Here is a 26729-nt window from a genome sequence, read left to right as displayed (position 1 = left end):
TTTGACTGAAAAACAAGCTTATGCTTCTATTGACTGGGTAACTATCTTCCTGTTCGCAGGTATGATGCCTGTATCCACTGCAATGGACAAAACCGGCGCTGGTAAATTGATCGCTGAATGGACCGTAGGTCTGATGGGCGGTACTCCGTCTCCGTTAGTTGTTACTGCAGTCTTGTTTATCCTTTCTTGCGCTTTAACACAATTTATGTCCAACACTGCATCTGCAGCTCTGCTGTGCCCGATTGGTGTTGCGATTTCTAAACAACTTGGCGCTGATCCGAAAGCAGTATTGATGGCTATCGCAGTTGCAGCATCCTGTGCATTTGCATCTCCGGTAGGTACGCCTCCGAACACTTTGGTTCTTGGCCCTGGCGGATACAAATTTATGGACTATGTTAAAGCAGGTACCGGTCTTGTTATCGTATCCTTTATCGTATCCCTGATTGTAATTCCTATCGTATGGCCTTTCTTCCCCGGCAAATAATTTGTTAGGAAGATAGACGAAAGTATTATTATAAGAGCAATAAATTAAACAGACGTGATAACTATCACGTCTGTTTTTTTATGTTTTAGCTATGAATAAAAAATTGTCAAAAAGTATCAAAATGGTATAAATATGCATAACGAAGACAGTTAACAGTTTTTGAACTTTTTTGTTATACGAAAATTGTGAAAAAATCTTGAAAAAAATTGGCTTATCTGTTACACTTGTTACTGTAAGCTGTTAATTAAATTTTGTTAACAATTTTGTAACTAAAGATAAGTTTTTTAATAATATGCAAAAAATAGCAAATTTAATCATTCTAGCTTACATATATAATAGGAAGTAATTTGTTACTTCCTTAAAACATTTTTAACTTTTTGAAGGAGGATTCTCATGTCTCAAGCAGTAAAATGTCTTATTATGTTAGCTGTTATTGCTCTGTTATTTGTAACCGAACTCATCCCGCTTGCAGTAACGGCTATGGGCGGCGCTATCGCGTGCGGCCTGTTAGGTTTTATTCCTGCTAAACAGGTATTTTCCGGCCTCTCTAATTCTACCGTAGTACTTTTTGCAGGTATGTTCGTTGTTGGTGCTTCTATGTTTTATACAGGTCTTGCACAAAAAATTGGTGCTTCTATTGTTAAAATTTCCGGTACTGGTGAAAACAGTTTGATGTTTGGTATTATGCTTGTTGGCGCCGCATTGTCCGCCGTATTATCCAACACTGGTACTGCAGCTTGTCTGCTGCCGGTTGTACTTGGTATTTGTTCTGCAGCAAAGATTCCCGCTTCCCGTCAATTGATGCCTTTGGCATTTGCCTGCGGTCTCGGTGGTATCATCACTATGGTTGGTACTCCTCCGAATATCATTGCTAACGGTGCTTTGCAGGCTGCTGGAATGAAAGAGCAATTTGGTTTTTTTGAATATGCTTGGATTGGTATTCCTGTAACTTTAGCTGGTATGCTCTACATGATGTTCTTAGGCAAATATTTGCTTCCGAATAAACAAATTGATGCCGACCAGGAAATTGAACAAGAAGTTGAAGCTAACGAAACTTCCGCTTCCAAACAAATCGTATCCGCAGTAATTTTACTTTGTGTAGTTTTGACTATGGCTATTGGCATTCCTGGTGTATCTTTAGAAATGGCCGCTATCATTGGTGCAATAGTTGCAGTATTGACTGGCTGCCTGACTGAAAAACAAGCTTATGCTTCTATTGACTGGGTAACTATCTTCCTGTTCGCAGGTATGATGCCTGTATCCACTGCAATGGACAAAACCGGCGCTGGCAAAATGATCGCAGAATGGACTGTAAGCCTGATGGGCGGTTCTCCGTCTCCTTTAGTTGTTACTGCAATTCTTTTCATTCTTTCTTGCGGTTTAACACAATTTATGTCCAACACTGCATCTGCAGCTCTGCTGTGCCCGATTGGTATTGCGATTTCTCAACAACTTGGTGCTGATCCGAAAGCAGTATTGATGGCTATCGCAGTTGCAGCATCCTGTGCATTTGCATCTCCGGTAGGTACGCCTCCGAACACTTTGGTTCTTGGCCCTGGCGGATACAAATTTATGGACTATGTTAAAGCAGGTACCGGTCTTGTTATCGTATCCTTTATCGTATCCCTGGTTGTAATTCCTATCGTATGGCCTTTCTTCCCCGGTAATTAAATTTACTTCGGAAAAACAGTAAATTTTATAAAATGAATTATGTAAAAACAGGCGTGTATATCACGCCTGTTTTTTAATACTTGTTTTTGTGAATTTTTTTAGAGGAACGGCTTTAGAGTGTATCCTTTATAGCAAAAATTTGTTATAATAAGAAATGGTCTAAAGGTGTGTTCAGTCCTTGGATAATAGAGAATGAAGGGATTGTTTTGTTTGAACGAAATATATAGAGAAGAATCTCAAGTCAGTGATCGCAGAATGCAGATATCATATGGCGGTTTGGCCGTTATAGTTTTATTATGGATTTATGAAGGGTATCGTTATGTCAATACAGGATATTTTAGCCCTTTAGGTTGGGGCTTTAATATTTTATTTCTGCTGATGTGGATATGGCGTGTTGTTTTTAAGTATACATATATTCTACGTGATGGTGAGATGGAAGTCATAAGCCATGGCGTGGGAATTAGACGCAGTTTTAAAGTGGATTTGACTAAAACTGAAAGTTATACCAATAAATATATCAAAAGTTTTTTTAAGAAAACTAAAATCCGTCATTATATTCACAGGTATTCTTCAGTAGATCCTAATGAACAGCGTTTGTTAGTGTTTACTGAAGGTAAAGATAATAAAAGGCTGGCTGGTATTATTTTTAAATGCAGCGAAAAATTTTTGCGCGAACTGCGCAAACAGATGCCTGATAAATTTTTAAACTTAAATTGAGTTATTGAGAAAGGATGAAAACAATGGAAGCATTGGTAAATGTAGATAGTTCTTTGATTTGTGCTCGTATCATTCAAGTTTTCGTTGGCGCTTTTTTTTATATTTTTATGATTGCTAAGGCAGTTGGATCAGAAAATAAGGCAAAATGGTTCAAAAGACGTATGAAATACACTTTTTTCAATAAAAGAGGTATTTTTGGCGAATATATTAACTTTGGCTATCCTATTACATGGCAGGGTGTAGGTATTTTTGTCGCTATTTACGGCGTTATTTTTGGATTTGGTTATTGGTATGTTTTCATACACGCCTATAATTAAGGAGAGTATTTATGGCAGAAATGAGAGCTGAATTAGTAGGATTATTGATTGAGAAGCATGGCGAAAGAGCGAAAATAAAGCTTGATAAAGATAAAAGTAAAGGGGAAAAAATACCTAAATATTTAGAAGCCTGGTGTCCTATCAATGCCAAAGTTGGCGATGTAGTCGGTGTTGAATATCAGGAAATGAATAAACGTAAGATGCAGATGATATTGTATGGCTTTCCTGTATTGTCAGTGATTGCCGGTGCTGTTTTTGGAAACAGTATCGCTGTATTTTTCGATATTGATAAGACAATGCCTGTGATGCTGGGTGTAGTTATCTGGCTGTTGGTTTCTGTTAATTATGCGCGTATTTTTAAACGTGATGCAGTACGTGAAGGTGTACAGCCTGTTGTTATAGAAATAGAAGCACCTGACCCAATAGTTTTTGATGATACTGAAGATGAAAATGAAAAAAAATAGGAGATGAGCTGATGCTGGTAAGGTTAGCGTCCGGATCTCCGCGCCGTTTAGAATTATTGCGTCAGATTGGGTTAGAGGTTGATGTATATACCAGCGCCTTTGATGAGGTTAGTGGAGATAACGCTGAAAAAGTGGTAGCAGTAAATGCTTTAGGTAAAGGGCAGGTAGTTGTTGAACAAGTTGGCAGCGAAATACCTGTGATTGCTGCTGATACGATGGTTGTTTTGGAAAATGAAATACTTGGCAAACCATTTGACAGCAATGATGCAGCCGTGATGCTGCGGAAATTGTCTGGCAGAGTGCACCGGGTTTTGACAGGTGTTGCTGTTTTTTATAAGACTCAGAATTTAGTAGAAATAGTAGAGACTAAAGTATGGTTTAGAAGCTTATCAGAAATTGAGATTAATGCTTATGTTGCGACCGGCGAACCTTTTGATAAGGCTGGAGCCTATGGAATTCAGGGACGTGGTGCAGTTTTAGTTGAGAAAATAGATGGCTGCTATAATAACGTCGTGGGGTTGCCGCTCACCCGCTTGTATCAAATGATGGCACAAATTGGAGTGAAGGGCTTTTGAGCCAGTGTATAAAAGAATTGTCGCTGGATGACAGACCACGTGAAAAATTGATGCAGCAAGGTGCTGCTGGGTTAAGTAATTCTGAACTTTTAGCTATTTTAATACGTACTGGTACCCAGAAGCGTTCTGCTTTAAGAATTGCAGAAGAATTGACTGCTTCAAGTGGGTTATATCAAAATATAGCCTGTGTGCACAGTGTTGCAGAGCTGGCTAAAGTCAAGGGACTGGGGCCCGCAAAAGCTGCAACAATTTTGGCTGCGTTGGAATTAGGCAAGCGTATTGCAGCAGCTGGAAGTCAGGTCAAGTTAAAAATAGAGTCTCCGCAAAAAGGTGCTGAGATTTTATTGCCAAGATTGCGTTACGAACAACATGAAAAATTTTTGGTGTTATTATTAGACAGCAAAAATCAGGTCATAAGAATGGAACAAGTTTCAGAAGGATCTGTCAATAGTTCGGTTGTGCATCCTCGGGAAGTGTTTGCCCCGGCGTTACTGTACCATGCTGCTGCCATTTTGGTAGCACATAATCATCCTTCTGGAGATCCTAAACCTAGTCAGGAAGATAAAGAGCTGACTCGTAGTCTGAATGAGACCGGGATAATTATGGGAATTCCGCTGATTGACCACCTGGTAATTGGCGATGGAATATTTTTTAGTTTTAGAGAGCAAGGTTATTTAGATAAATGAGGTGTTGAAGAATGTTTGGTATTTTTAAAAGTTTTGCTCATGATATGGGAATCGATTTGGGAACTGCGAATACTTTGGTGCATGCTAAAGGTAAAGGTATTATTATCAGAGAACCTTCAGTAGTTGCCGTAGACAGAGAGAATAAAGAGGTGCTGGCGATTGGTGCCGAAGCTAAGCAGATGATTGGTCGTACTCCTGGACATATCGTAGCTATTCGTCCGATGAAGGATGGCGTTATTGCTGATTTTGATATTACCCAGTCGATGCTTAAATACTTTATAAAAAAAGCAATTGGCAAACATTCTTTAGTCCGTCCGCGTATTGTTGTTGGCGTTCCTTCTGGCGTTACTGAGGTTGAAAAACGTGCGGTTATTGATGCTACTGTACAAGCTGGGGCCAGGGAAGCATATTTGATTGAAGAACCAATGGCGGCTGCTATTGGTGCAGGGTTGCCTGTACAAGAAGCCACCGGCAGTATGGTCGTTGATATTGGCGGCGGAACCTGCGAAGTAGCTGTTATTTCCTTGGGTGGTATCGTTATCAGCCGTTCTATCCGGACCGGCGGTGATGCAATGGATGATGCTATTGTACGTTACATCAGGAAAACATTCAGTCTGTTGATTGGTGAGCGGACAGCAGAAGAAATAAAAATTACTATTGGCACTGCGATGGAACTTGAAGAAGCTACAGAAATGGAAATTCGTGGTCGTGATCTCGTGACAGGGTTGCCTAAAAATCTGCTTATTAATGCGAACCAGATCTGCGAGGCGTTGAGTGAACCGGTGGCTAATATTGTCGATGCCGTACGTAATACTCTGGAGAGAACTCCTCCGGAACTGGCTTCTGATATTATGGATCGCGGTATCGTTATGACAGGAGGATCTTCTTTGCTGCGTAATCTTGACCGTCTACTGAGCAAAGAAACAGGAATGCCTGTCTATGTTTCTGATGATGCTTTGTCCTGTGTTGCCTTAGGTACTGGTATTGCGGTTGAAAATGTAGATATCTATAAAAAAGGATTTATGGCATCTAATAATAAATGAAGGCTGAATTATTATTGTGAGTAAGAAAAATATGAGCCTGCTTCTGATTGTGATAGCATTGGTTGCTCTGATGGCGTTGGCTGTTGAAGGAAGAGTACGATTTCCGGTGTTGAATAGAGTGGTGATTGCAGTAATAAGTCCTGTCAACAGTTGTATTCAGACGTTTACAGGCGCAGCTTCTTCTTTGGAAAAGAAGCTGGAAGCTATTACGACAATGGAAGCAGAAAACGAGCAATTAAAAAAAGAAAACGCTGAATTGCGAAGGGCTAATATAGCTATGGCTGAGTTTTACGCTGAAAACCAGCGGCTGACAAAGCTTTTGCAATATAAAGAGCACGTGCCTGAACAGAAATTACTGCCTGCCAAAGTTGTGGGGCGGAATATGGGCGATTTACAGGATGTTGTAATCATCGATCGTGGTTCTGCAGATGGCCTGGATAAAGAGATGGCTGTTGTTACGGGTGATGGTATCGTAGGGCTGGTAGAAGAAGTTTATCCTGATGCTGCTAAAGTCATGCTGATTACCAGCAGCCGTTGTAAGATCGGGGCACGTATTTTGAGGGCTGATTCCAGAGCGGTTGGTGTTATCTGCGGAAGAAGCATGGAAAATATGCCTTTAGAAATGGAACATTTACCCAGGGAAGCGGATGTAAGAAAAGGTGATGTTGTTATTACCAGCGGTTTCAGTGGCAGGCATCCGGCAGGTTTGGTAATTGGTACTGTAAGAGAAACCAGCCCAGAGGCGGCAGGACTTTTACTGAACGCAGATGTTGATCCTGCTGTTGACAGCAGTAAAGTAGAAGAAGTTTTTGTTGTTACCGGGTATAGCAACCCTGCAGCAGCAACAGGTAAATTAAATAGTAATACCGAAGGAGGACAGGCACAATGAGGAAACTGATTTGGCCCGTCCTGTTTCTGTTATGTTTATCTTTACAGATGAGTTTGCCGCAAAATCAGTGGTTTAAATTTGATCTGCCGCTTTTGCTTATTTATTGTTTGGCTATGCTGAAAGGTGCATTTGCCGGTGGGATAGCTGGCTTTTTCGTAGGATTGCTGCAGGATCTTTTAACCGGTGGTATTTTTGGTTTTCATATTTTGACAAGGACTGCGATAGGGTATTATGTTGGCTATACAAAAGAAAAGGTATTTAAAGACAGTATGTTTTACAATATTGTGGCGATTGTTACAATAACAGTTGCTTTGAGAGGCTGTTATTTTATTCTGCAGGTTATTATGGCTAAGGGATTTTCTGTTTTACTGTTAGAGCTGGCACTGCAGGATACGTTTGCTTATTGCCTGGGAAATATTATTTTTGTAATTCCGTTGTATCTTCTGACAGAAAGACTGCAGAAATGGATAGAACTGGATGATGGATTGCATTAAACAAAGGAGGTCAAATTGTGCTGAACAAAAGATACGCGCGCCGCTTGGAAGTTATGCTGGCAGCAGCAGTATGCATATTTTTAATTTTGCTCGGCAGAATGGCCTATTTGCAGCTTTATAAAGGCGATTATTATGGCAATCAGGCTGATGGTAACAGATTGCGCAGAACAAAAATCACTGCTCCGCGCGGCCTGTTTTTTGATTATAAAGGGCAGGAATTAGTTAATAATCTGCCTGGTTATGCTGTGGCACTTCAGCGTCAGGGGCAGCGTGATAATGAAAAAGTGATCGGTACATTGTCTGAAATATTAAATATGCCGGAAGACCAAATTAGAAAGCGTATTGCAGCTAATCAAAACAGTTATGAGCCAACCCGCTTAAAAAGCAATGTTTCCCCTGAAATCGTAACAAAAATAGAAGAACGCAGGTTGGAGTTACCTGGAGTTTTGTTGGAATTACAGCCAATCCGCAATTATTTGTATAAAGAACTGGCAGTTCACGCGTTAGGTTATGTTGGCGAGGCCAGTGAATATGATATTACTGAAGGCAGCTATAAAGGGATGCCAGGCGGTAGTATTGTTGGTAAATTTGGCATTGAAAAAACTTTTGATAAAGTTATCCGCGGAATAGACGGCAGCTTTGATGAGGAAGTAGATGTTGCCGGTAATGTTGTTAAACAACTGGGTCAGCGTGACCCCATACCCGGGAAAAGTTTGCAGCTGACCATTGATAAAGAATTGCAGATGGTTATGGAAAAAGCTGTTGATGAGCAATTGGCATATCTGCGGTCCAGCGGGATTGCCCCTAACGCCAGAGCAGCGGCTATTGTTGCGATTGATCCGCGCAGCGGTGCGGTAAGAGCTATGGTAAGCAGGCCTGCGTTTAATCCTAACCTTTTTGTAAATGGGATATCGGAAAAGGATTGGCAGGTTATAAATAATGATCCTAACTATCCTATGGGCAACAAAGTAATATCAGGCGAATATCCCCCTGGATCAACGTTTAAGATCATTACGGGTACGGCGGCATTGGAACTTGGCAAGGTAACACCGGAAGAATTGATTTTTGACTCCGGTCAGCACTGGCTTATCCCTATGGGCAACGCCGGCGGAGAAGCCCTGGGGTGGATTAACTTTCAACAGGCTTTAAGCATGTCGGATAATGTATATTTTTATGAAATGGGCAATCGCTTAGGGATCAATAATCTGGTTGATTTTGCACGCAAATTCGGTATGGGCAGGAAAACAGGTATTGAACTTGAGGGTGAAGCTTCAGGGCTGCTTCCGACACCTGAAAATAAACGCAAGATATTTACAGGGGAGGACTGGACTCTGGGTGATACCTTTAACGCTTCTATCGGGCAGGGGATAGACCTTGCAACACCTCTGCAGATGGCGGTGATGATGAGCTGCATCGCCGGAGGTGGTATTTATCACCAACCGTATTTAGTAGATAAAGTCCTTAATAATGATGGAAGTGTTTTTGAAGTACGTCAGCATCAGGAACCATATGCTTTGGGGGTATCACAAAAAACTCTTGAACTGATTAAACAGGGTTTGATGGGTGTGGCACAACCTGGCGGAACGGCTTCTTATTTTGCCAATTTGCCGAAGCCAATGGCTGCGAAAACAGGCACGGCAGAAAATCCGCATGGACGCGATCATGGTTTATTTGTAGCCTATGGACCTACAGATGCTCCGGAACTGGTAGTTGCGGCAGTAGTTGAGCAGGGCAGTTTTGGTTCTACTTCAGCTGGTCCGATTGTATATAAAGTGTTTGAAGAATGGTTTAGAGAAGAAGGTCTGATACCGTCACAAGCGGTTAAGTAAGCAGAAACTGCGGAAAGGATAGCAAATGCAGCAAAATAGATATTTTCGTAATTTGGACTGGTGGCTGGTTATAGCTATTTTTGGGTTGGTTGGAATAGGCATTTGCCTGATTGCCAGCGCTACTCATTCTTTTGCTGTAACGACAGGTAAAGCATGGCATGTTGAACGGCAAAGTCTGTTTTTAGCAATAGATTTGGCCCTGGTTATTTTTTCGTTGCGCTTCGACTATCGGCTGCTTAAAGATATTGCAACCCCCTTATATGTTTTTAATATTATCCTGCTTTTAGCGGTAATGTTTTTAGGACACAGCCAGCTGGGTGCTCAAAGATGGATCCAGATCGGCCCGCTCAGTATTCAGCCTTCTGAGTTTTCTAAAGCAATAATGATTGTCTGTCTGGCTGCGTTTTTAAATAAAAGATTGGAAACTCTTGACAGTTTCACTGATTATTTGCCGGCGCTGGCTTATGCTTTTGTACCTTTTATATTGGTTATGAAGCAGCCGGATTTAGGTACGTCGCTGGTTTTTATGGCAATTTTGCTTGGGATGCTGCTCATCAGCGGGTTTAAGGTCAGGTGGCTGATGTATATGAGCGGCGCGCTTATCGCTTTGATGCCTGCATTGTGGCATATTTTAAAAGAATATCAAAAAAACAGGATTCGTGTATTTTTAGATCCGGAGCTTGATCCTTTCGGGGCTGGATATCATGTCATTCAATCAAAAATAGCTATTGGGTCTGGCCTTTTGACAGGTAAGGGCTGGTTTTTAGGTACGCAGAGCCAACTTAATTTTCTGCCTGAGAATCATACTGATTTTATCTTTGCTGTAGCTGGTGAAGAGTTTGGATTCATTGGTATTTTTATTATTTTATTATTATATTTGATCGTTATTTGGCGCGGGCTGACTATTGCATTGAACGCCGAAGACGATTTCGGTACCTTGCTGGCAGTGGGCATTACTTTCATGTTTATGTTCCATGTGCTGGTAAATATTGGAATGACTGCTGGGATTATGCCAGTTACAGGTGTGCCGCTGCCGTTTATGAGTTACGGAGTGAGTTCGCTGACTACGAATATGCTGTTGGCCGGGCTGCTGCTGAACATCAATATGCGGCGTCAGCAGCTGCAATTTTAGAGGAGGAACAGTATGGAAAAAGAATTAACGATCGATATACTCAGCAGTGTACAGAAACCTGCTCGTTATACAGGCGGAGAATTTAACAGTATTGTAAAAAGTCCGGAGGAAACTGAAGTAAGTATCGCCCTGGCTTTTCCGGATATTTATGAAGTAGGGATGAGTTATCTGGGATTTAAAATTTTATATCATATACTGAACCTTGAAAACGGTGTTGCTGCTGAAAGAGTTTACGCCCCTTGGGTAGACCTGGAAGCAAAAATGCGAGCAGATGCTATTCCGCTGCGAACTTTGGAAACGGAAAAGATATTGCAGGATTTTGATTTTGTTGGCTTTACTTTGCAGTATGAGCTTTCTTATACAAATATTCTTAATATGCTTGATTTGGGCCGTATACCTGTAAAAACAGAGGAACGTACAGAAAAAGATCCTTTTATTATTGTTGGCGGACCCTGCGTATATAATCCGGAACCTCTGGCAGATTTTTTTGATCTTGCCGTTGTTGGTGAAGGTGAAGAAGTTATGGTCGAGCTGATGGAGGCTTATAAAAAATGGAAACGTGAAGGTAAGCCTGGTGGACGGCAAGGTTTCCTGCGCTGTGCGGTAAAGCTCAAAGGTATTTATGTACCATCATTTTATGATGTTGCTTATAATGAAGATGGCACTGTAGCAGCAGTAGTAGCTAATTGTGATGCTGCGCCGGCGGCAGTTGAAAAAAGAGTTATTTCTGATATGAATACGGTTAATTATCCGACAGCTCCGATCGTGCCGTTTGGAGAAATCGTGCATGACAGAATTATGCTGGAAGTTTTTCGCGGCTGCAGCCGCGGCTGTCGTTTTTGCCATGCAGGTATGGTCTATCGTCCTGTGCGTGAACGCAGGCCGGAGCTTTTAAAGGAGCTGGCACGCCAACTGGTGGATAATACAGGTTATAACGAAATTTCACTGGTATCTTTAAGCACGGCAGATTATTCTTGTCTTGCACCGATGATACATGATATGATCGAAGAATTTAAAGATGAAAAGGTTAGTGTTTCATTGCCATCTCTTCGTATTGACAGTTTTTCTGTAGATCTGGCGAAAGAAGTGCAGGCTGTACGTAAAAGCGGATTGACTTTTGCACCGGAAGCTGGCAGCCAGAGAATGCGTGACGTGATAAACAAAGGCGTTACAGAAGAAGACTTAATGAATGCGGTTGGTGCTGCTTTTACTGCAGGCTGGTCATCGGTAAAATTATATTTTATGATAGGTTTACCTGGTGAAACTGACGAAGACGTACTGGCTATAGCTAAATTGGCGAAGGCAGTACAATATAAATATCAGGAAGTAACAGGTCGGCGCGGTGCGAAAGTAACCGTGAGTGCTTCTTCTTTTGTACCCAAACCCTATACTCCGTTTCAATGGGTGCAGCAGGATGATATAGCGGAACTAAGGCGTAAACAATTTTTATTGAAAGATGCCTTAAAAGTAAAAAATATCACCTTCCAGTATCATGACTCGGTGACCAGTGTGCTTGAAGCTGTTTTTGCCCGTGGTGACCGCCGTTTAGGAAAAGCCTTATATCTGGCTTGGCAGCGCGGAGCCAAATTTGATGGCTGGAGCGAACATTTTTCTTATGATCGCTGGCTGGAAGCTTTGCAGGATGCAGGTTTAAACAAAGAATTCTATATAGGCCGCGAACGCGGAGCTAATGAATTATTCCCATGGGAACATATCCAGCCTGCTGTAGCACGCAGTTTTCTGCGCAGGGAATATGAAAAAGCCCTGGCAGAAGAATTGACCCACGATTGTCGTCACGGTGTCTGTACAGGTTGCGGTGTTTGCCAAAAGCTGGGCGTAAAAATAATCGACTGGAAAGAGCAGGGCTTAGTATGAAATTAAGGATGCAGATAACTAAAGAGAAAGAAATACGTTTTATTTCCCATTTAGAATATGTGCGGACTATTGAAAGAGCTATCCGACGCGCTAAACTGCCTGCTGCTTATTCCGAAGGCTTTAATCCGCATTTAAAGTTTTCTCTGGCTTCGGCGCTTGGTGTTGGCGTTGTCAGTATGGCTGAATTTGTAGAGATAGAACTGGCTGAGCCGATGGAAGTACACGAGGCTGTGCAGAAGATGACAGCGGCTTTACCTCGCGGCATTCAGATTATGGCCGCAGATGTAACTGCGAACAACGCACCGGCGCTGATGGCTTCCGCCGGAGGTGCAGATTATCTTGTTGTGCTGCCTTATTCCGGTGAGTATGTTGAGGCCGTAGCTGCTTTTAACGCGGCAGAAAGTGTCGTTTATGCTAAGGCAGCGCCAAAGCTTAGAAACAAAATCAAAGAAATTGATGTAAAATTTTATATACCGGAAATATGTGCAAAGCAGGAAAATGATATGTTGACGTTAAAATTTTCCTGTCGTATTACACCTAATGGCAGTATGAAAGCAGGAGATCTGTTAAATACCTTAAATCAGCATTTTGGAATGCAGCTGCCTGTTGAAAAGGCAGATATCACCAGACTGGATCTGTATCGTGCAGCTGCTGATGGCCGCAGATTACCGATGTTGGAACATATGGACAAGTTTATTCAATAGTTCAGGAAAGGAGGGGCTTTTGTATGGAAACCAAAATCATTATCAGTGCTACGTCAGAAGAAACACGTATGGGTCTGACTGAAAACGGTAGACTGATGGAATATTTAGTGGAACGCAGCAGTGAAAAACATCTTGTCGGTAATATTTTTAAGGGGCGTGTAAATAATGTTGTTCCTGGCATTCAGGCGGCTTTTATTGATATTGGTTTGCAGCAGAATGCCTTTCTTTATCTGGGTGAAAGTAATGATATTACTGAAGGTAAGTCCATATTAGTTCAGATAACGAAAGATGCCAGGGGAAGCAAAGGACCTTCCGCGACACGCGAGCTGACGTTACCTGGGCGCTATGTGGTGCTTTTGCCACTGGCGGATTATATTGGAGTTTCGCATAAAATAGAGAATAAAGAGGAGCGAAACCGTTTAAAAGCTATTATTGAGGAAGCAAAGCCTGATGGTATGGGAATCGTTATTCGTACGGCGGCTATTGGTGCCAGTGAGGAAGCATTGCTTGAGGATATCAGGCATTTGTGCGCTAACTGGCGTGTCATAGAAGCACGCGGGAAAGTAGAAAAAGCTCCTGCAACCTTGTATCGGGAATTAGACTTATCAGTACGGATCGTACGTGATTATCTGACAAATGATGTTTCCCAAATTATCCTGGATGATAAAGCAGTATATGGACGTGTCTGCGAGTTACTGAAGAACATGCCAGGAGGTACAACGGGCCGGGTTCTGCTGCATGAAAAGCAGGAAGATGTTTTTGCGTACTATGGACTGCGGGAGGAAATAGATACTATTTCTGACAGGCGGATAGACTTGAGCTGCGGCGGTTATCTGGTAATTGATTATACAGAAGCTATGACTGTTATTGACGTTAACAGCGGCCGTTACAGCGGCCGTGAAAATTTGGAAGAAACTATTATGCAGATCAATCGTGAAGCGGCTGTCGAGATTGCAAGACAGCTTAGACTGCGGGATATTGGCGGAATTATAGTTGTAGATTTTATTGATATGCATACGCAGGAGCATCAGCAGGAAATTCTGCAGGTGCTGCAGCAGGCGCTTTCGAATGATAAAATGAAGCCGCGTGTTCAGGATATTACGGTTTTGAATTTAGTTGAAATTACGAGAAAAAAAGCTCGCCAGAATCTTTCAACGGTTCTGTATGCTCCCTGTCCTATCTGTCAGGGGGGTGGCAGAGTGCAATCACGCGAAACAGTAGCATTGGAAATAAAACGGCGTTTGCGGACTTTACTGGCTAAGCCATGCGCATCACGCAGTATTTTGATTTCTGCCAATCCCTGGATGGTAGAGTGGCTGCGGGCTAAAGATCTGCGGCAGTGGGAACGTGAACTGGCCTGTAAAATTAAGGTAGAAGCAGATACTGGTCTGCACATAGAAACCTTTTCTATTTTAGACAATACTGGTGTTGACAAATAACGCCGTTTGTAATAAAATATTCGAGTATAGACTGATTAAGTCTGTCCCCAACCGCGCAGAGAGGTTCCGTAAACTCTTTAGGAGTACCGAATTTGGCGAGTCTATCATAAGGGAGGTGCAAATAGATGTACGCAATCATTAAAACCGGCGGTAAACAATACCGCGTTAGCGAAGGCGATGTTCTGAACATTGAAAAATTGGACGTTGAAGCTGGCAGTGAAGTCGTTTTTGACGAAGTTTTGACTGTTGTTGCTGACAGTGATGTTAAAATCGGCAAACCCGTTGTTGACGGCGCTAAAGTAACTGCTAAAGTTGTTGAACATGGTAAGGCTGAGAAGATTTTTGTTTTTAAATATAAAGCAAAATCCAACTACCGCAAACGCCAAGGTCATCGTCAACCGTTCACTAAAGTTGAAATCTCTAAAATCGAAGCTTAACAGCAATGATTACAGTAGATTTATTTAAGAACGAACAGGGATTGATAACAGGCTATAAGGTCAGCGGTCACGCAGGCTTTGCAGCAGCAGGCGAAGATATCGTCTGTGGGGCGGTTTCTGTTTTGACGCAGACACCAATCCTTGGATTGGAACAGCATTTGAAATGTCAGCCGTCATATCACGTAGATGAAGAAGACGGCATTTTAGAAGTAAACTTGAATAATACTCCGAATGAATTGACTCAGGCTATTCTGGCAACTATGGAATATGGTTTGCTGGGAGTAGCAGAGCAGTATCCGAAGTACGTTCGCATTCATACATACAGGAGGTGAATCGCAATGTTTAAACTGATCCTGCAATTGCATGCTCATAAAAAAGGTACCGGTAGCTCTCACAATGGTCGTGATTCCAATGCTCAACGTTTGGGCACTAAAGCTCACGAAAGCCAATTGGTAACTGCCGGCAGCATTATCGTACGCCAACGTGGTACCAGATTCCATCCCGGCAACAATGTTGGTATGGGTAAGGATTACACCATTTACGCTACTATCGAAGGCCGTGTTAAATTTGAACGTAAAGGCCGCGACAAACGTCAAATCAGTGTTTATCCGGTAGAAGAAGCAGCAATGTAATTTAAAATTAAAAGCACTCACTTATGTGAGTGCTTTTTTGTTAAAAAAATAGCAGCAGATAAGTATGGCAGTATTTGTAAAAACCACCCGTTTTACGGGTGGTTTTTATTTTTACTTAGCAAAGATTTCTTAAATTATGCTCGAATATTACAACTGTAGGAGTAATTTTATACATCTTTGGTTGTAATATAGCCTGGTGTTTGTTTCTATAATCATCCCTAAGGAGTAAAATAAATACCATAATTCTAACTTTGGCAGTCTATTTGCAGATAGAGACTTCTATTAAAATATAAGTATAAGCCGAAAATATTCACATGGTTGGTATATGGATGCTTTTAAAGATTTTTTAGTGCAAAGTATGCAAATATTTGTAAGTGATATTAAAGGAATAAATATGCAATATAAGTATTTGGAATTCTTTGAGATTATATTTGTTTTGTTGTAAAAAGGCAATTGAAACGATATAATCATTTTACACTGCCGTATAGTTGTTTTGATGTTGTACTTAAGGAGATGAAAATGATGCGCAACACTTTTTCTTCACAGGAGTGGTTGAAATTTATTGGGAAGGAAAAATTACAAACCTTTCAGGATTCTTTTGCCCGTGTTGATAATATCAGTTTATGCTTTTTTGATTTAGAAGGCACTCCATTAACAGTGTGGTCAAACTCAAGTCTTCTTTGTCACCAGATAATTCAAAATAATAAAAAACGCTGTCAGCAGGAAAAAGAAAAATCAATGTGTTTTCTCAAAAAAACTCAGCAGATAAAATTGTTTACGTGTTATTTGGGGTTAACGTATTTTATGTGCCCTGTTTATTATAATAACAAGCTGGTTGCTATTGCCTACGGCGGTGGCATTGCTACAGAGGCGCAGACAGTGCCTCAGGAAATTATAGAACGTTATAATATACCCTTAATGCCTCAGCGTAAGCTGCAGCGGATAGGGGAATTGCTGGTGCAGACAATGGCTCTGGTAAATTTTGATTTAAATGTTGTTGAAAATATTGGGGCGGAAAAAACTGAAGCTGATCTAAATGTTTTTAACGGTATTTTGAGCAGGCGTGAAGCAGAAGTGGCAATGCTTATCTGTCAGGGATTGAGTAATAAACAGATTGCAGAACAGCTTTTTATCAGTGAAAAAACCATAAAAACACATGTCAGCAATATCCTGAGCAAACTTGATATTAAAGATCGGATGCAGTTGATTTTGGAGTATTGCAGGATAGTACCTAATGCGTAATAAAATCGAATGGGGCAAAGAAGATGAGCATAAAGAAAAAACTGAGTATTTTTGTTTTGGTTTTGCTATTGGTACCCATGCTTTTATTAGTACTTTCAACGCAGCATTTTTTTGACAGACAGATCCAGGAGAATGAACGCAACTATTTACAGGTTGCGATGAAAACTGTTCGTAATGATATGGAAAACAGGATGGACGAGATGAGAAAAGCAGGATTGCTTTTCGCAGGTGATTCAGATATTAATAAAGCCATGTATGATGATAGAAACAGACTTGCTATGGCTTTAAATAATTTAAAACGTAATTTTAATTATCTTGACTATGTAGTTATTGTAGATCGAGAGAACCGTATATTGGCAAGCAGTTCTCCCTATCTGTTATATCCAGATGGCAGTGCTGTTAAAATCCTGGCTGCCAGCAGCATGCTGTTTGGGAAAACGCATGTATCAGAAGAAGTTGTCGGGCTTGAAGAACTGTTTACTAAAGATTCATTTGAATATGACAATTTTTCGATCAAAATACTTAACCAGTCTCCGGGGGCGCAGGAGTATCTGCATAAAGCTCTGATGGGTATAGTTGTAGTACCGATCAGAGATAAATCTGCTGATAACGACGTTATCGGAGCTATTGTATTATGTGATGTACTTAATAATGATAACTACTTTGCTGAGCGCTACAGCAGAAATCTGGATAATTCATTTCTGGCTTTTTCCATTGACGGGATAAGGATTGCCTCGAATATTCAGACTGATACTAAAAGTAATTTTGTCGGCAGCAGGGCCCCGCATGAAACAGGTAAATATTTGGAAGACGATAAACAGTATTTTGGAAAAGTGGATGTCGATGATGAAATACATGTTTTTTTAGATCAGAAAATTTTTAACAGTGCTGATGAACCAATCGCTGTTGTAGGAATTGGCATCCCAGAAGAAAAATTTTCGGGAATTGTCAGTAATAATTATAAGTATGTCTTAGGTCTTTTTTTCTTATGTCTGTGGGCCATGCTTATTTTAGGGCAGCTGCTGGCTGAAAAAATAAGCTGTCCGATTGTGCATGTTACCGATTTGACTAGAGATTATTATGAAAAGAATTTTGGTAACAAAGCAGTACTTAATGGGAAAAAGGATGACGAAGGTGCTATGCTGCAGGAGATGTTTGAAAAGTTTACAACTCAGTTAGAACTTAGGAAACAGGAGAGCAAACTGTATTTAGAGCAATTGGAATGTGAGCATCAGCAACAGAAGCAACTGGCGTTTGAACTGCAAAAAAACAATGAGCAGCTTGAACTTAATGTTGCGGAAAGAACTAAATATTTACAGGAGGCATTGAATGAGCTGAAGAAAGTAGATGTGGCGAAATCCCAGTTTATGGCGAATATCAGTCATGAATTGAGAACTCCGCTAAATGCTATAATCGGTTCTTCTGAAATTTTAAAGGACGATATATTAGGTGAACTGAATCAGAAACAGAAAAATATGTAGCTAATATTTTCAGCAGCAGTACTCATCTGCTGCAGCTGATCAATGATATTCTGGATATATCCAAGATCGCCAGCGGGAAAATGACTCTTAATTACAGCGAATTTTATTTGAAAGAAATTGTTTTGCAGACTGTGGAAAACGTGAAAAGTTATGTGACAAGTAAACAGTTAAAAGTAAAGTTGAAATTTGAACCTGATGATTTTATGATCGAAGCTGATGCGGCCAAGCTAAAACAGATTTTATATAATCTGTTATCAAATGCAGTAAAGTTTACCGGAACTGGCGGGCAGATAGAAATCTATGTTTATAAGCGTGAAGATGTTGCCGAATTTATTGTGCGCGATAATGGTATAGGTATAGCCGAGCAGGATCAGAAAAAAGTATTTGTGGAATTTGAACAGGTCGACAGTTCTTATACCCGTGAATACGAAGGTACAGGACTGGGTCTGCCACTGGTAAAAAAGATGGTTGAGATGCATGGTGGATATGTCTATTTAAAAAGTGCTTTAGGTGAAGGAACGGAAGTAATTTTTTTGATTCCGCTGCAGCAGGGAATGAAGAAACAGTGAAAGGTGAGGTGCGTAAATGAAAACTGTTTTGATAGTAGATGATAATATTAAAAACCTGGACTTGTTTAAAGATTTTGTTGAAAGCTGGGGCTATGAAACTGTTACTGCCCAGCAGGGGAAAGATGCTATCAGTTTAGCTGAACGATATCTGCCGGATATTATCCTGCTTGATGTCATGCTGCCGGGAATGAGTGGATATGAAGTTTGCAGGGAATTAAAAGAAAATACAAAAACGCAGCATATCCCCGTGGTAATGATTACTGTTCTTAATGATATTGCGGACAGGATTCATGGCTATAAAATAGGCGCTGACCAGTTTTTGGTAAAACCTGTAGACTACAATGAACTGCATGCTATTTTAGACAGTTTATTTGGTAAAAAAAGCATGTTTGATGAAATGGAAAGCAGAGGCACAGTTATTGAGAGCCTGAATGTTTTGCTGAAACAGTGTTTACCATCGGAAGCTGTGGTTGTTGCTGACCGCAAATTTCATTATTGCCGTAAGCTGTGTGACTATCTCAATCTATCTAAAAATGAAACTGAGCAGGGACTGCTGCTGGTACGGATACAGGATATCATCGCTACTTTATGTAAACAGAAGGGGACTGTCCCCGAGGATGAAATGACTTTTTTAGAGCCGCTGAAAATGGACAAATGGGTTAAACCACTGTTGCTGTATATTCGCGGCTATTTGAACGGTGTTGATGAAACCCTGCAGAGAAAAATTAATGAATACCATTTAGAAAAGCTGGCCGGTATCAGTTTTGTTTTAGACCGCTATGGCAGTATTTTAGTAAGTGAAAACGGCGATGATAACAAAGCATTGTTAAAATTGCGGCAGGAATGCAGCCAATATGCCTACCCGGATGATGTGGTAAGATTATTGGAGCAAATCGTCAATGATGAATTGTTTATGAAAAGTTTAAAAGATAAATAATCGGTATGAAGCCATAGGACTAAAGTATTAGTCCTATGGCTTTTTTGTATTTAATAATACGGCCTAAGGCTCAAGAAGTCAGCTGGAAAATATTGTACAATCGAAACAGAAAGTAATGATACGCAAAGCTTTTGGCAGAGAGGAAGATTTTTATGGCAAGATCATTATCCCCTATAGGTGTTCAACAGGATTTGTCAGGTCGTATTTTTGATATCCAGTCTTATTCTGTACATGACGGTCCCGGTTGCCGTACGCTGGTATTTTTATCAGGATGTCCGCTGCGCTGCGAATGGTGTGCGAATCCGGAAGGTTTAGAGAATCGTGTACGGACTTTATTTAGGGTAATGAAATGCATCAACAGGACTCAAGACTGTACCCGGTGCATCCCAAAATGCCCGCATCAGGCAATCTCTATCAGCGATGAAAAAGAAATACCCCTGGCAATAGACTGGGAAAAGTGCAGACATTGTGAAAGTCATGAATGTGTGGATGCTTGTTTACAGGAAGCTTTTGTCCCGGCTTCCAGAGATATGAAGGTTTCCGAACTGATGAAAATTTTTGACCGTGACAGGCATTACTGGTCTGGTAAAGGTGGGGCTACTTTCAGCGGCGGCGATCCTATGTATCAAAAAGATTTTTTGCAGGCGGTACTGAAGGAGTGCCGTAATGCTTATATCCATACAGCGATTGAAACGAGCGGATTTTTCCCTCAGGAAACCTATTTGACAACTATGAAATATGTTGATTTTGCATTTAATGATCTGAAGCATATGGATTCTGATAAGCATAAAGAGAAAACCGGAGTTCCAAATGAACTTATTTTAGCAAATATCGCGGCATTGGCACAATCAGATTGGCCGGGAAGACTGGTCTTGAGATCGCCTGTTATCGAAGGCTTTAATGACAGTAAAGAAAATATGGCGGCCATTGCAGAGTTTATGCACAGTGTTGGTTTAACGGAATTCAATCTTCTGCCATTCCATCGTCTTGGCGATTCAAAATGGAAGTCTTGTGGTATGGTTTATCCTTACAGTATGTATGAAGCTACGCCTCCTGAAAAATTAGAAGCTTTGCAGAAGGTGCTGCTTGATTTAGGCATCAAAGCCTATGTTGGTTCTGACACCCCATTTTAAAATTCCTCAATAAAACAGCGGCAGCGCATTGGTTTTGCTTGGACCAGTGTGCTGCCGCTGTTTTTGTGTTTAGGACCTGCTAGTACCTGAGGTGTAGCAGCGTTTGATTTTTTCAGACTTATAACTCCTACTGGCGGCTCAATACTTAAGATTTTTCGCATAGTACACTTAAGGCAACCTAAGGATGCAGCAAGCGTGAATACTGAATGGATGACTGCTTCTAAAAATGCTGCAGGTCTTATAGTGAATTTTATGTAAAAAAGGAGGATTTATTATGGCAAGAAAACTCGTTGACGTATTGGAAGAGCAAGGTATGTCCTTGAATCTCCAAGCTGGCGGTGAAGCGCCGAAAGAGATGGTTGACCGCGAAGTAAAAGAAGGGGCTACAGAAAGAGCTGCTAAGTTGAAAGATATTTATCTGCAGACATTGTCTTCTGTAACCTGCGAATTTCCCTATTGGTATAACCGTGTATTTCAGGCTAATGAGGGTGACATTATGGAAGTGCGCCGCGGCAGAGCATTAAAGGCGGGCTTCGAGCATTTGACTCCCAGTATTTATCCAGGTGAGTTGCTTGTTGGTGCTAAGACCCAGTACTATCGTGGTTCTTTCCCGATGCCGTGGTTATCTGAAGGATTCTTTATGGCGAAGGAAGACGAACTGTACCAGGCCGCTTTAGCTTCCGGTTCTGCCAGTGCTGACCAGGTCAGTGCTTATGGCGCTGGTGGCGGCAACGTAACTGAAAGTTTTGGTAACGTTGTTTCCATTGCCGGTAAATATGGTATCCGCAAAGACGAAGTTCGTGTTTTAACTAAACTGGCTCGTGAGTGGGTTGGCAAATCTGTGGATGATGTCGGTCATCGTTATGAACAAATGGTTCCGGAATATCCGATTAAAGAAGCTGTTATGCGCAGCCTGATTTGTATGTTTGATTCCGGCTATACACTGCCGCAGGGCCGTGAAGTAATCAATTATTTCTATCCGCTGCAATATGGTTATGACGGTTTGATCAAAATGTGTGAAGAAGGTATTGCAGAAACTGCAGGACGTCCTGACGGTGATGGCATTATCGGTATGAGCAGGCTGTATTTCTACGAAGCGGTCAAACTTGTTTTGGAAGGTATCCAAACATGGCATCTGCATTATGCTGATGAAGCCAAACGTTTGGCTGCAACTGAGAAAAATGCTAAACAAAAGAAAGAATATGAAGAGATAGCTGAGATCATGGAGCATATCGCTCATAAACAACCACGTAATTTCCGTGAGGCTCTGCAAATGATTTATATGGTCCATATGGCTTCTGTTAATGAAGATGCTATTTCAGGTATGTCGCCCGGACGTATTGGACAGGTATTATGGCCATGGTTTGAGCAGGATATGGAAGCCGGACGTATCACTGAAGCTGAGGTATTGGAACTTTTAGAATGCTACCGTGTAAAAATGACCTGTATTGATTGTTTTGCTTCAATGGGTGTTGTTGGCGGCGTACTTTCCGGCAATACTTTCAATAATGTCTGCCTGGGAGGTTTGACCCGTGACGGTCAGCCGGCTGCCAACAGACTGGAAATGCTACTGCTGGAAGCTGGTATGACTTGTCAGACCACACAACCGACACTGTCAGTACTGTATGATGATAAATTGCCGGAAGAATTTCTGTTGAAAGCTGTAGAGTGCGAAAAGAGCGGTACCGGTTATCCGGCCTGGATGAATAATCGCGGCGGTATCGAATTTATCATGAAAAATTACGGGCCGGAAGGTATGAACCTGGAAGATGCCCGTGCCTTCTCGATCGGCGGATGTTTGGAAACTTCGCCTGGTATTTGGAAAGAACTGGAATTGAATGGCAAGAAATATTGGATCCCGGGCGGCGCAGGCCAGCCGACTTCCGTAGGTGTACATTTTATTTCCAATCCGAAAGTTTTGGAAATGGTTCTTACCAATGGCTATGACAGACGTATTGATTTGCAGGTTCTGCCACCTCATAACAAAACATTTAAAACTTATGAAGAATTGTATGAACAATTCCTTGAATATTATGATATCGTCATCGATTGCCTTGTAACTACCAATAATATTCAGCATGATGTATGGCGTAAACATAACATGTCGCTGGTAAATTCCTTCCTGAAACCTGACTGCCTGGCAAAAGGCCAGCATATTGGCAATATGGGCTACCGCTACAATGCTACTTATAACATTGAAGACACTGGCACTATCAATATGGTCAATTCTTTGTACAATATTAAAAAATTGGTGTTTGAAGATAAGAAATATACTCTGGAAGAACTTACAGATGCGCTTATTAATAACTTTGGCTTCAAAAATGCTGATGAAATCGGCAGCTTCTCGCTTGAAGCTCAGGAAAAACGTGATGATGATGACGGACGTTACGATCAGATCCACGCAGATTGCCTGAGATCCTTTAAATATGGCAACGATATTCCTGAAGTCGATGGAATTCTGGCTGAATTTGAAGACTGGTACTGTGGCTGCGGCGATAAATATGAATCCTTGTACGCTAAGCCGTTCTATGTTTGCCAGATGTCTGTATCTACCCATGCTCCGCAAGGTGCAGCAACACTTGCATCTGCTGACGGGCGTCTTTCCGGTACTACTTTTGCTGACGCTTCTATGTCTGCATATCCTGGTACTGACCGCAATGGTGCCTATGCATTATTTGAATCCGCTACTTGCTGGGATCACAGCAGATCTCAAAACTCACAGATGAACCTGAAACTGCATCCGAATGCAGTAAAAGGTATCGAAGGTTCTAAGAAATTGTTGGATCTGACCCGTTCTTACATGAGAAAAGGCGGCTTCCATATTCAATTTAATATCGTCGATTCTAAAGTTTTGAAAGATGCTCAAAAACATCCTAATAACTATCGTGATTTGTTGGTACGTGTAGCCGGCTTTACTCAATACTGGGTAGAAATCGGTAAACCGATCCAGGACGAAGTTGTTGCAAGAACCGAATACGAAGGAGTGTGAGTCACAATGGCTAAAAATAATCATGCTGATTGCCGTAATTTTACCCCTATTGACGTTGCTAAAGGTATCTGCCATGCCAATAACGACAGTATTATCCTTATTGACAGCGAAACCTGTCCGATGTTTACGCCTATTGCTAAATGTAAATGCTGCAAATGCTTTATAGAAGCTGACGAAAACAACATTGGTATCTGCGATGGCTTTAAGAAAAAAGACTGGACTTACGGTGATTTGAAAGCCGTATATTGCGAACAGTTTACAAGTAAATAAGTCTATTACAATACTTCCTCCTTAACTAAAGTAAGTTGGCGGATGCAGGAGCCTGCATCCGCCTCTTTTCAAAATGGAGCTGAAATTTGTAATTACTATTAACTCATAATCTTTTATAGATTTGTGAGACGAAGGGATGGTTTATATGGATGCGAAAAAAACCTCTTATTTTGTAGTCGTTGCTGCGTGGCTGGCAGTATTTTGCCTGTTTGGTTACCGCTCTACTTTTGCTATCCTGGCCGGGCCAATGTCGCAGACGATGGGTTGGACCGGGGCACAGGTATCGTTAGGCTATTCGCTGATGATGAGCATTTATGCCATTACAGCGTTCTTTAGCGGTATGATTTTGGATAAATGGGGTACAAAACCTGTTTATACTATTGCCGCAGTTTTTTGTATGCTGGGTTTTTATCTGACAGCGAAGGTTGAATCTTTATATTCTTATTATGCGGCTTATGCTATTTTTGCCGGTATCGGAACAGGTATGCTGTGGGTATCATCTACCATTTCCATTCGTAAATGGTTCGTTGGAAAATATTATGCCAAAATGTGGGGTATTGCTTTTGCCGGTGCCCCAATGGCGCAGATTGTACTCAGTTTGGGCGTGAAACCGATGCTGGTCGAAAATGCAGGACAATGGCGTGATGCAATGACAATTTTGGGTTGGATTTCGCTCGTAGCACTTTTACTGGCAGCATTACTGGCAAAAAAGAACCCGGAACAGTATGGCTTACATGCTTTTGGCGAAGTTCCACCTGCTAAAGGCACGGCAGCCCAACAAGAGTATCCCTGGAAAATTGGAGAGGCTTTTAGCACGTTTCCGATTTGGGGTTCGATTCTGGCATTTTTGACCAGTATGGTTGCTGAATTTTTGATTTGGACTCAGGTCGTTACTTATTGGACCAAAGATTTGAAAATGACTTTAGATAATGCAACTAACCTTTATATCATCATTGGTATCGCCGGTATCTTTACGATGCCGCTTTTGGGTATCGTATCTGATAAATTAGTTGTAGCGATGAAAAATGAGATCAAAGCCAGAAAAACAATGCTTATTTTCGGCCCGGCTGTAGGCGCAGTAGCTTGTTTGCTGCTTATGACAATGGGACCGCAGTCTACCACTTTGGGTGCTTTGATCTGCGTACTGTTTGCAGTTTATTGGGCAATTGAACCGGGTGGCGTCGTTGGTTATGCCGGTGCTATCTATGGGCGCGTCAGTCTGGGCAAATTGTGGGGGCTTGCCACCCTGATTGTTATGGGTATAGGACCGGCGCTGGGCAGCTTTATGGGCGGATATCTTGCCGATACTACTGGTAACTTTATTGCTTCTATCAAATTTGCTCTCTGTTCTTTTGTTCTTTCGGCGATTATAGCTTTTATTTTACCGCTGAAAATAAAAGTGCCTGATCAACAGGGTGTAGTTTTAGAAGAAAACGAAGACTATACAGAATAAATAAGATTTTAAAACAGTACTGTATTTAGAAAATATTTGTTTAGGGGCTGGAAATATGAAAGTATTGGTAATTGGCGACAGCTACGGTTTACCGCGATATGCAAAAAACAGCTTTAATGTAGAACTCGATTACGCAGGAACATATCCCGAGCAGCTGCGCAGAATGCTCAGCGCAAATTTTACCGAGGATGTATGTCTGGTAAATCGCTGCCGCCATGCTAATACAAGTTTAAGTCTTATAAAAGGCGAGGCCAATGAAATAGAATTTTTACGCCCGGATTATACGATATTACAATTGGGTCTGGTAGATTTATGGCCGGCGGAAGGAAGAAAAATCTGGCCGCTTTACTCTGAACAATACGGTCGTGACCCTTGGGTAACGCCTGATGAATATAAAAATAATCTGCAGCTTTTTCTAAATTTTGCCAAGAGCAGAGGGAGCAAAGTGATTGTTATCAATAATCCTCCTGTAGAGAAAGTCCATCTGTTAAAACATGCAGGTTTAGAAAAAAAGATCGTTCTGTATAATAACCTGCTGACAAGATTAATGCTTGGTAAAAGCGTTAATCTACTGGACTGGTATGACAGGATAAAAAGTCTGGATGGGAAATGTATTTTTGGCAGTGATGGTATCCATCCTACCAGAGAAGCGGCAAATTTACTGGCACGATTGTTACTGCAGCAGATAAGCTTATTTGAGGACGGTGTTGTAAATGGATAGAAAACAGCTTTTGGAAAAGATTATCGCCCGTGAAGCAGCGATGTTTATCGCTGTTAAAGCCAGTGAACCAGCTGATTGCCAGGAAATGCTGAAAACTTTTTATCTGATGCGTGAAATGAGCCATTCGGTTTTAGCGGCTGATACACTGACATCGTATTTACAGGACCTGGAAACGGCAGCGGCGGCAGGGCGTAACTTAATGACAGAAAAATATGCCCGTATGGAAAATTTGATACCATCGTTAAATGAAAATGAACTGATTTACAAAATAGTAGATATCGAAAGAAAATGGCTTTCTGAAGTACATAAAAAATATCCTTTGACAATAGCTGTTGAAGGCGGCTTTACTACATACGCAGTTTGCGAATTGGAAACGTATTCTGATGCAACTTTAAATTTATATTATCGTGATATCTTTTTAGCCGCGACACAAAAACGTAATTTAGTTGAAGAACGTTACCAATATCTGTATGGTAATTTAGGATTTAAAGATTTGGAGGAAGTTGAAGCTTTAGCACAAAAGCGTGCTGCCGTAAAGGAGTGAAA

The 26729-nt window shown here is 41.3% G+C and carries 28 protein-coding genes; all 28 read left to right on the top strand.

Going from position 1 to position 26729, the window contains the following annotated elements; genetic code table 11:
* On the top strand, positions 1–484 hold a 484-nt coding region (locus tag C8D73_RS03845), incomplete at its 5' end, for an SLC13 family permease (RefSeq protein ID WP_146739219.1).
* Positions 485–877: 393 nt separating this feature from the next.
* Complete coding sequence (locus C8D73_RS03840) at positions 878–2155, top strand: SLC13 family permease (RefSeq protein WP_046430655.1); 1278 nt, start codon at positions 878–880, stop codon at positions 2153–2155.
* Between the two features lie 210 nt (positions 2156–2365).
* Entirely contained in the window at positions 2366–2872 is a 507-nt protein-coding gene (locus tag C8D73_RS03835) for a hypothetical protein (protein WP_044491570.1), read from the top strand.
* A gap of 23 nt (positions 2873–2895) precedes the next feature.
* Positions 2896–3189, top strand: a complete 294-nt coding sequence (locus C8D73_RS03830) for a hypothetical protein (RefSeq protein WP_021717258.1) — start codon at positions 2896–2898, stop codon at positions 3187–3189.
* An 11-nt stretch (positions 3190–3200) separates the two neighbouring features.
* Entirely contained in the window at positions 3201–3653 is a 453-nt protein-coding gene (locus C8D73_RS03825; protein ID WP_021717259.1) for a SoxR reducing system RseC family protein, read from the top strand.
* Positions 3654–3664: 11 nt separating this feature from the next.
* Positions 3665–4228, top strand: coding sequence for a Maf family protein (locus C8D73_RS03820; RefSeq protein ID WP_113077338.1), 564 nt, complete (start codon positions 3665–3667; stop codon positions 4226–4228).
* Positions 4225–4914: a RadC family protein gene (radC, locus tag C8D73_RS03815; protein ID WP_046430661.1), complete on the top strand. Its 690-nt coding sequence runs from the start codon at positions 4225–4227 to the stop codon at positions 4912–4914. Before C8D73_RS03820 ends, radC begins: the two co-directional genes overlap by 4 nt.
* A gap of 11 nt (positions 4915–4925) precedes the next feature.
* Complete coding sequence (locus C8D73_RS03810) at positions 4926–5957, top strand: rod shape-determining protein (RefSeq protein ID WP_021717262.1); 1032 nt, start codon at positions 4926–4928, stop codon at positions 5955–5957.
* A 16-nt stretch (positions 5958–5973) separates the two neighbouring features.
* Positions 5974–6846, top strand: coding sequence for a rod shape-determining protein MreC (mreC, locus tag C8D73_RS03805; protein WP_146739218.1), 873 nt, complete (start codon positions 5974–5976; stop codon positions 6844–6846).
* The gene (gene mreD, locus C8D73_RS03800; RefSeq protein ID WP_113077336.1) at positions 6843–7340 is read left to right on the top strand and encodes a rod shape-determining protein MreD; all 498 of its coding nucleotides are present in this window, start codon (positions 6843–6845) and stop codon (positions 7338–7340) included. Before mreC ends, mreD begins: the two co-directional genes overlap by 4 nt.
* A 17-nt stretch (positions 7341–7357) precedes the next feature.
* The gene (mrdA, locus tag C8D73_RS03795) at positions 7358–9169 is read left to right on the top strand and encodes a penicillin-binding protein 2 (RefSeq protein ID WP_021717265.1); all 1812 of its coding nucleotides are present in this window, start codon (positions 7358–7360) and stop codon (positions 9167–9169) included.
* A gap of 25 nt (positions 9170–9194) precedes the next feature.
* Positions 9195–10301, top strand: a complete 1107-nt coding sequence (gene rodA / locus C8D73_RS03790) for a rod shape-determining protein RodA (RefSeq protein WP_046430669.1) — start codon at positions 9195–9197, stop codon at positions 10299–10301.
* Positions 10302–10313: 12 nt separating this feature from the next.
* Positions 10314–12176 (top strand): TIGR03960 family B12-binding radical SAM protein, encoded by a 1863-nt coding sequence (locus tag C8D73_RS03785; protein ID WP_113077335.1) that lies wholly within the window; start codon positions 10314–10316, stop codon positions 12174–12176.
* Positions 12173–12880: a TIGR03936 family radical SAM-associated protein gene (locus tag C8D73_RS03780; RefSeq protein WP_113077334.1), complete on the top strand. Its 708-nt coding sequence runs from the start codon at positions 12173–12175 to the stop codon at positions 12878–12880. The genes C8D73_RS03785 and C8D73_RS03780 overlap by 4 nt, the downstream gene beginning before the upstream one ends.
* 23 nt (positions 12881–12903) lie before the next feature.
* Positions 12904–14319, top strand: coding sequence for an Rne/Rng family ribonuclease (locus C8D73_RS03775; RefSeq protein ID WP_021717269.1), 1416 nt, complete (start codon positions 12904–12906; stop codon positions 14317–14319).
* Positions 14320–14444: 125 nt separating this feature from the next.
* Positions 14445–14756 carry a 50S ribosomal protein L21 gene (rplU, locus tag C8D73_RS03770; RefSeq protein ID WP_021717270.1) on the top strand — a complete coding sequence of 104 codons (312 nt, stop codon included), beginning with the start codon at positions 14445–14447 and terminating at the stop codon, positions 14754–14756.
* Positions 14757–14761: 5 nt separating this feature from the next.
* Entirely contained in the window at positions 14762–15088 is a 327-nt protein-coding gene (locus C8D73_RS03765) for a ribosomal-processing cysteine protease Prp (protein WP_021717271.1), read from the top strand.
* Between the two features lie 6 nt (positions 15089–15094).
* Complete coding sequence (gene rpmA / locus C8D73_RS03760) at positions 15095–15388, top strand: 50S ribosomal protein L27 (RefSeq protein WP_021717272.1); 294 nt, start codon at positions 15095–15097, stop codon at positions 15386–15388.
* 519 nt (positions 15389–15907) lie between these two features.
* Entirely contained in the window at positions 15908–16630 is a 723-nt protein-coding gene (locus C8D73_RS11415; protein ID WP_269461230.1) for a LuxR family transcriptional regulator, read from the top strand.
* Positions 16631–16653: 23 nt separating this feature from the next.
* Positions 16654–18111, top strand: a complete 1458-nt coding sequence (locus C8D73_RS03750; protein ID WP_113077333.1) for a histidine kinase dimerization/phospho-acceptor domain-containing protein — start codon at positions 16654–16656, stop codon at positions 18109–18111.
* Positions 18112–18191: 80 nt separating this feature from the next.
* Entirely contained in the window at positions 18192–18680 is a 489-nt protein-coding gene (locus tag C8D73_RS03745; RefSeq protein ID WP_113077332.1) for a sensor histidine kinase, read from the top strand.
* 16 nt (positions 18681–18696) lie between these two features.
* A complete protein-coding gene (locus C8D73_RS03740) occupies positions 18697–19617 on the top strand; it encodes a response regulator (protein ID WP_113077331.1) in 921 nt (306 codons plus the stop codon).
* Between the two features lie 152 nt (positions 19618–19769).
* Positions 19770–20750: a 4-hydroxyphenylacetate decarboxylase activase gene (gene hpdA / locus C8D73_RS03735; RefSeq protein ID WP_113077330.1), complete on the top strand. Its 981-nt coding sequence runs from the start codon at positions 19770–19772 to the stop codon at positions 20748–20750.
* A 274-nt stretch (positions 20751–21024) separates the two neighbouring features.
* Complete coding sequence (gene hpdB / locus C8D73_RS03730; protein ID WP_113077329.1) at positions 21025–23739, top strand: 4-hydroxyphenylacetate decarboxylase large subunit; 2715 nt, start codon at positions 21025–21027, stop codon at positions 23737–23739.
* A gap of 6 nt (positions 23740–23745) precedes the next feature.
* Positions 23746–24009 carry a 4-hydroxyphenylacetate decarboxylase small subunit gene (hpdC, locus tag C8D73_RS03725; RefSeq protein WP_021717279.1) on the top strand — a complete coding sequence of 88 codons (264 nt, stop codon included), beginning with the start codon at positions 23746–23748 and terminating at the stop codon, positions 24007–24009.
* A gap of 145 nt (positions 24010–24154) precedes the next feature.
* Positions 24155–25462: an MFS transporter gene (locus C8D73_RS03720; RefSeq protein WP_113077380.1), complete on the top strand. Its 1308-nt coding sequence runs from the start codon at positions 24155–24157 to the stop codon at positions 25460–25462.
* 55 nt (positions 25463–25517) lie between these two features.
* Complete coding sequence (locus tag C8D73_RS03715) at positions 25518–26183, top strand: SGNH/GDSL hydrolase family protein (RefSeq protein ID WP_113077328.1); 666 nt, start codon at positions 25518–25520, stop codon at positions 26181–26183.
* Positions 26176–26727, top strand: a complete 552-nt coding sequence (locus C8D73_RS03710) for a DUF4125 family protein (protein ID WP_113077327.1) — start codon at positions 26176–26178, stop codon at positions 26725–26727. The genes C8D73_RS03715 and C8D73_RS03710 overlap by 8 nt, the downstream gene beginning before the upstream one ends.
* The last annotated feature ends 2 nt before the right edge of the window (positions 26728–26729 follow it).

Origin of the sequence: Phascolarctobacterium faecium DSM 14760 (genome assembly GCF_003269275.1) — a bacterium.
GTDB lineage: Bacteria > Bacillota > Negativicutes > Acidaminococcales > Acidaminococcaceae > Phascolarctobacterium > Phascolarctobacterium faecium.
The sequence above is the reverse complement of the archived record's forward strand: the minus strand, read 5'-3'. Positions and strand labels throughout refer to the sequence as shown.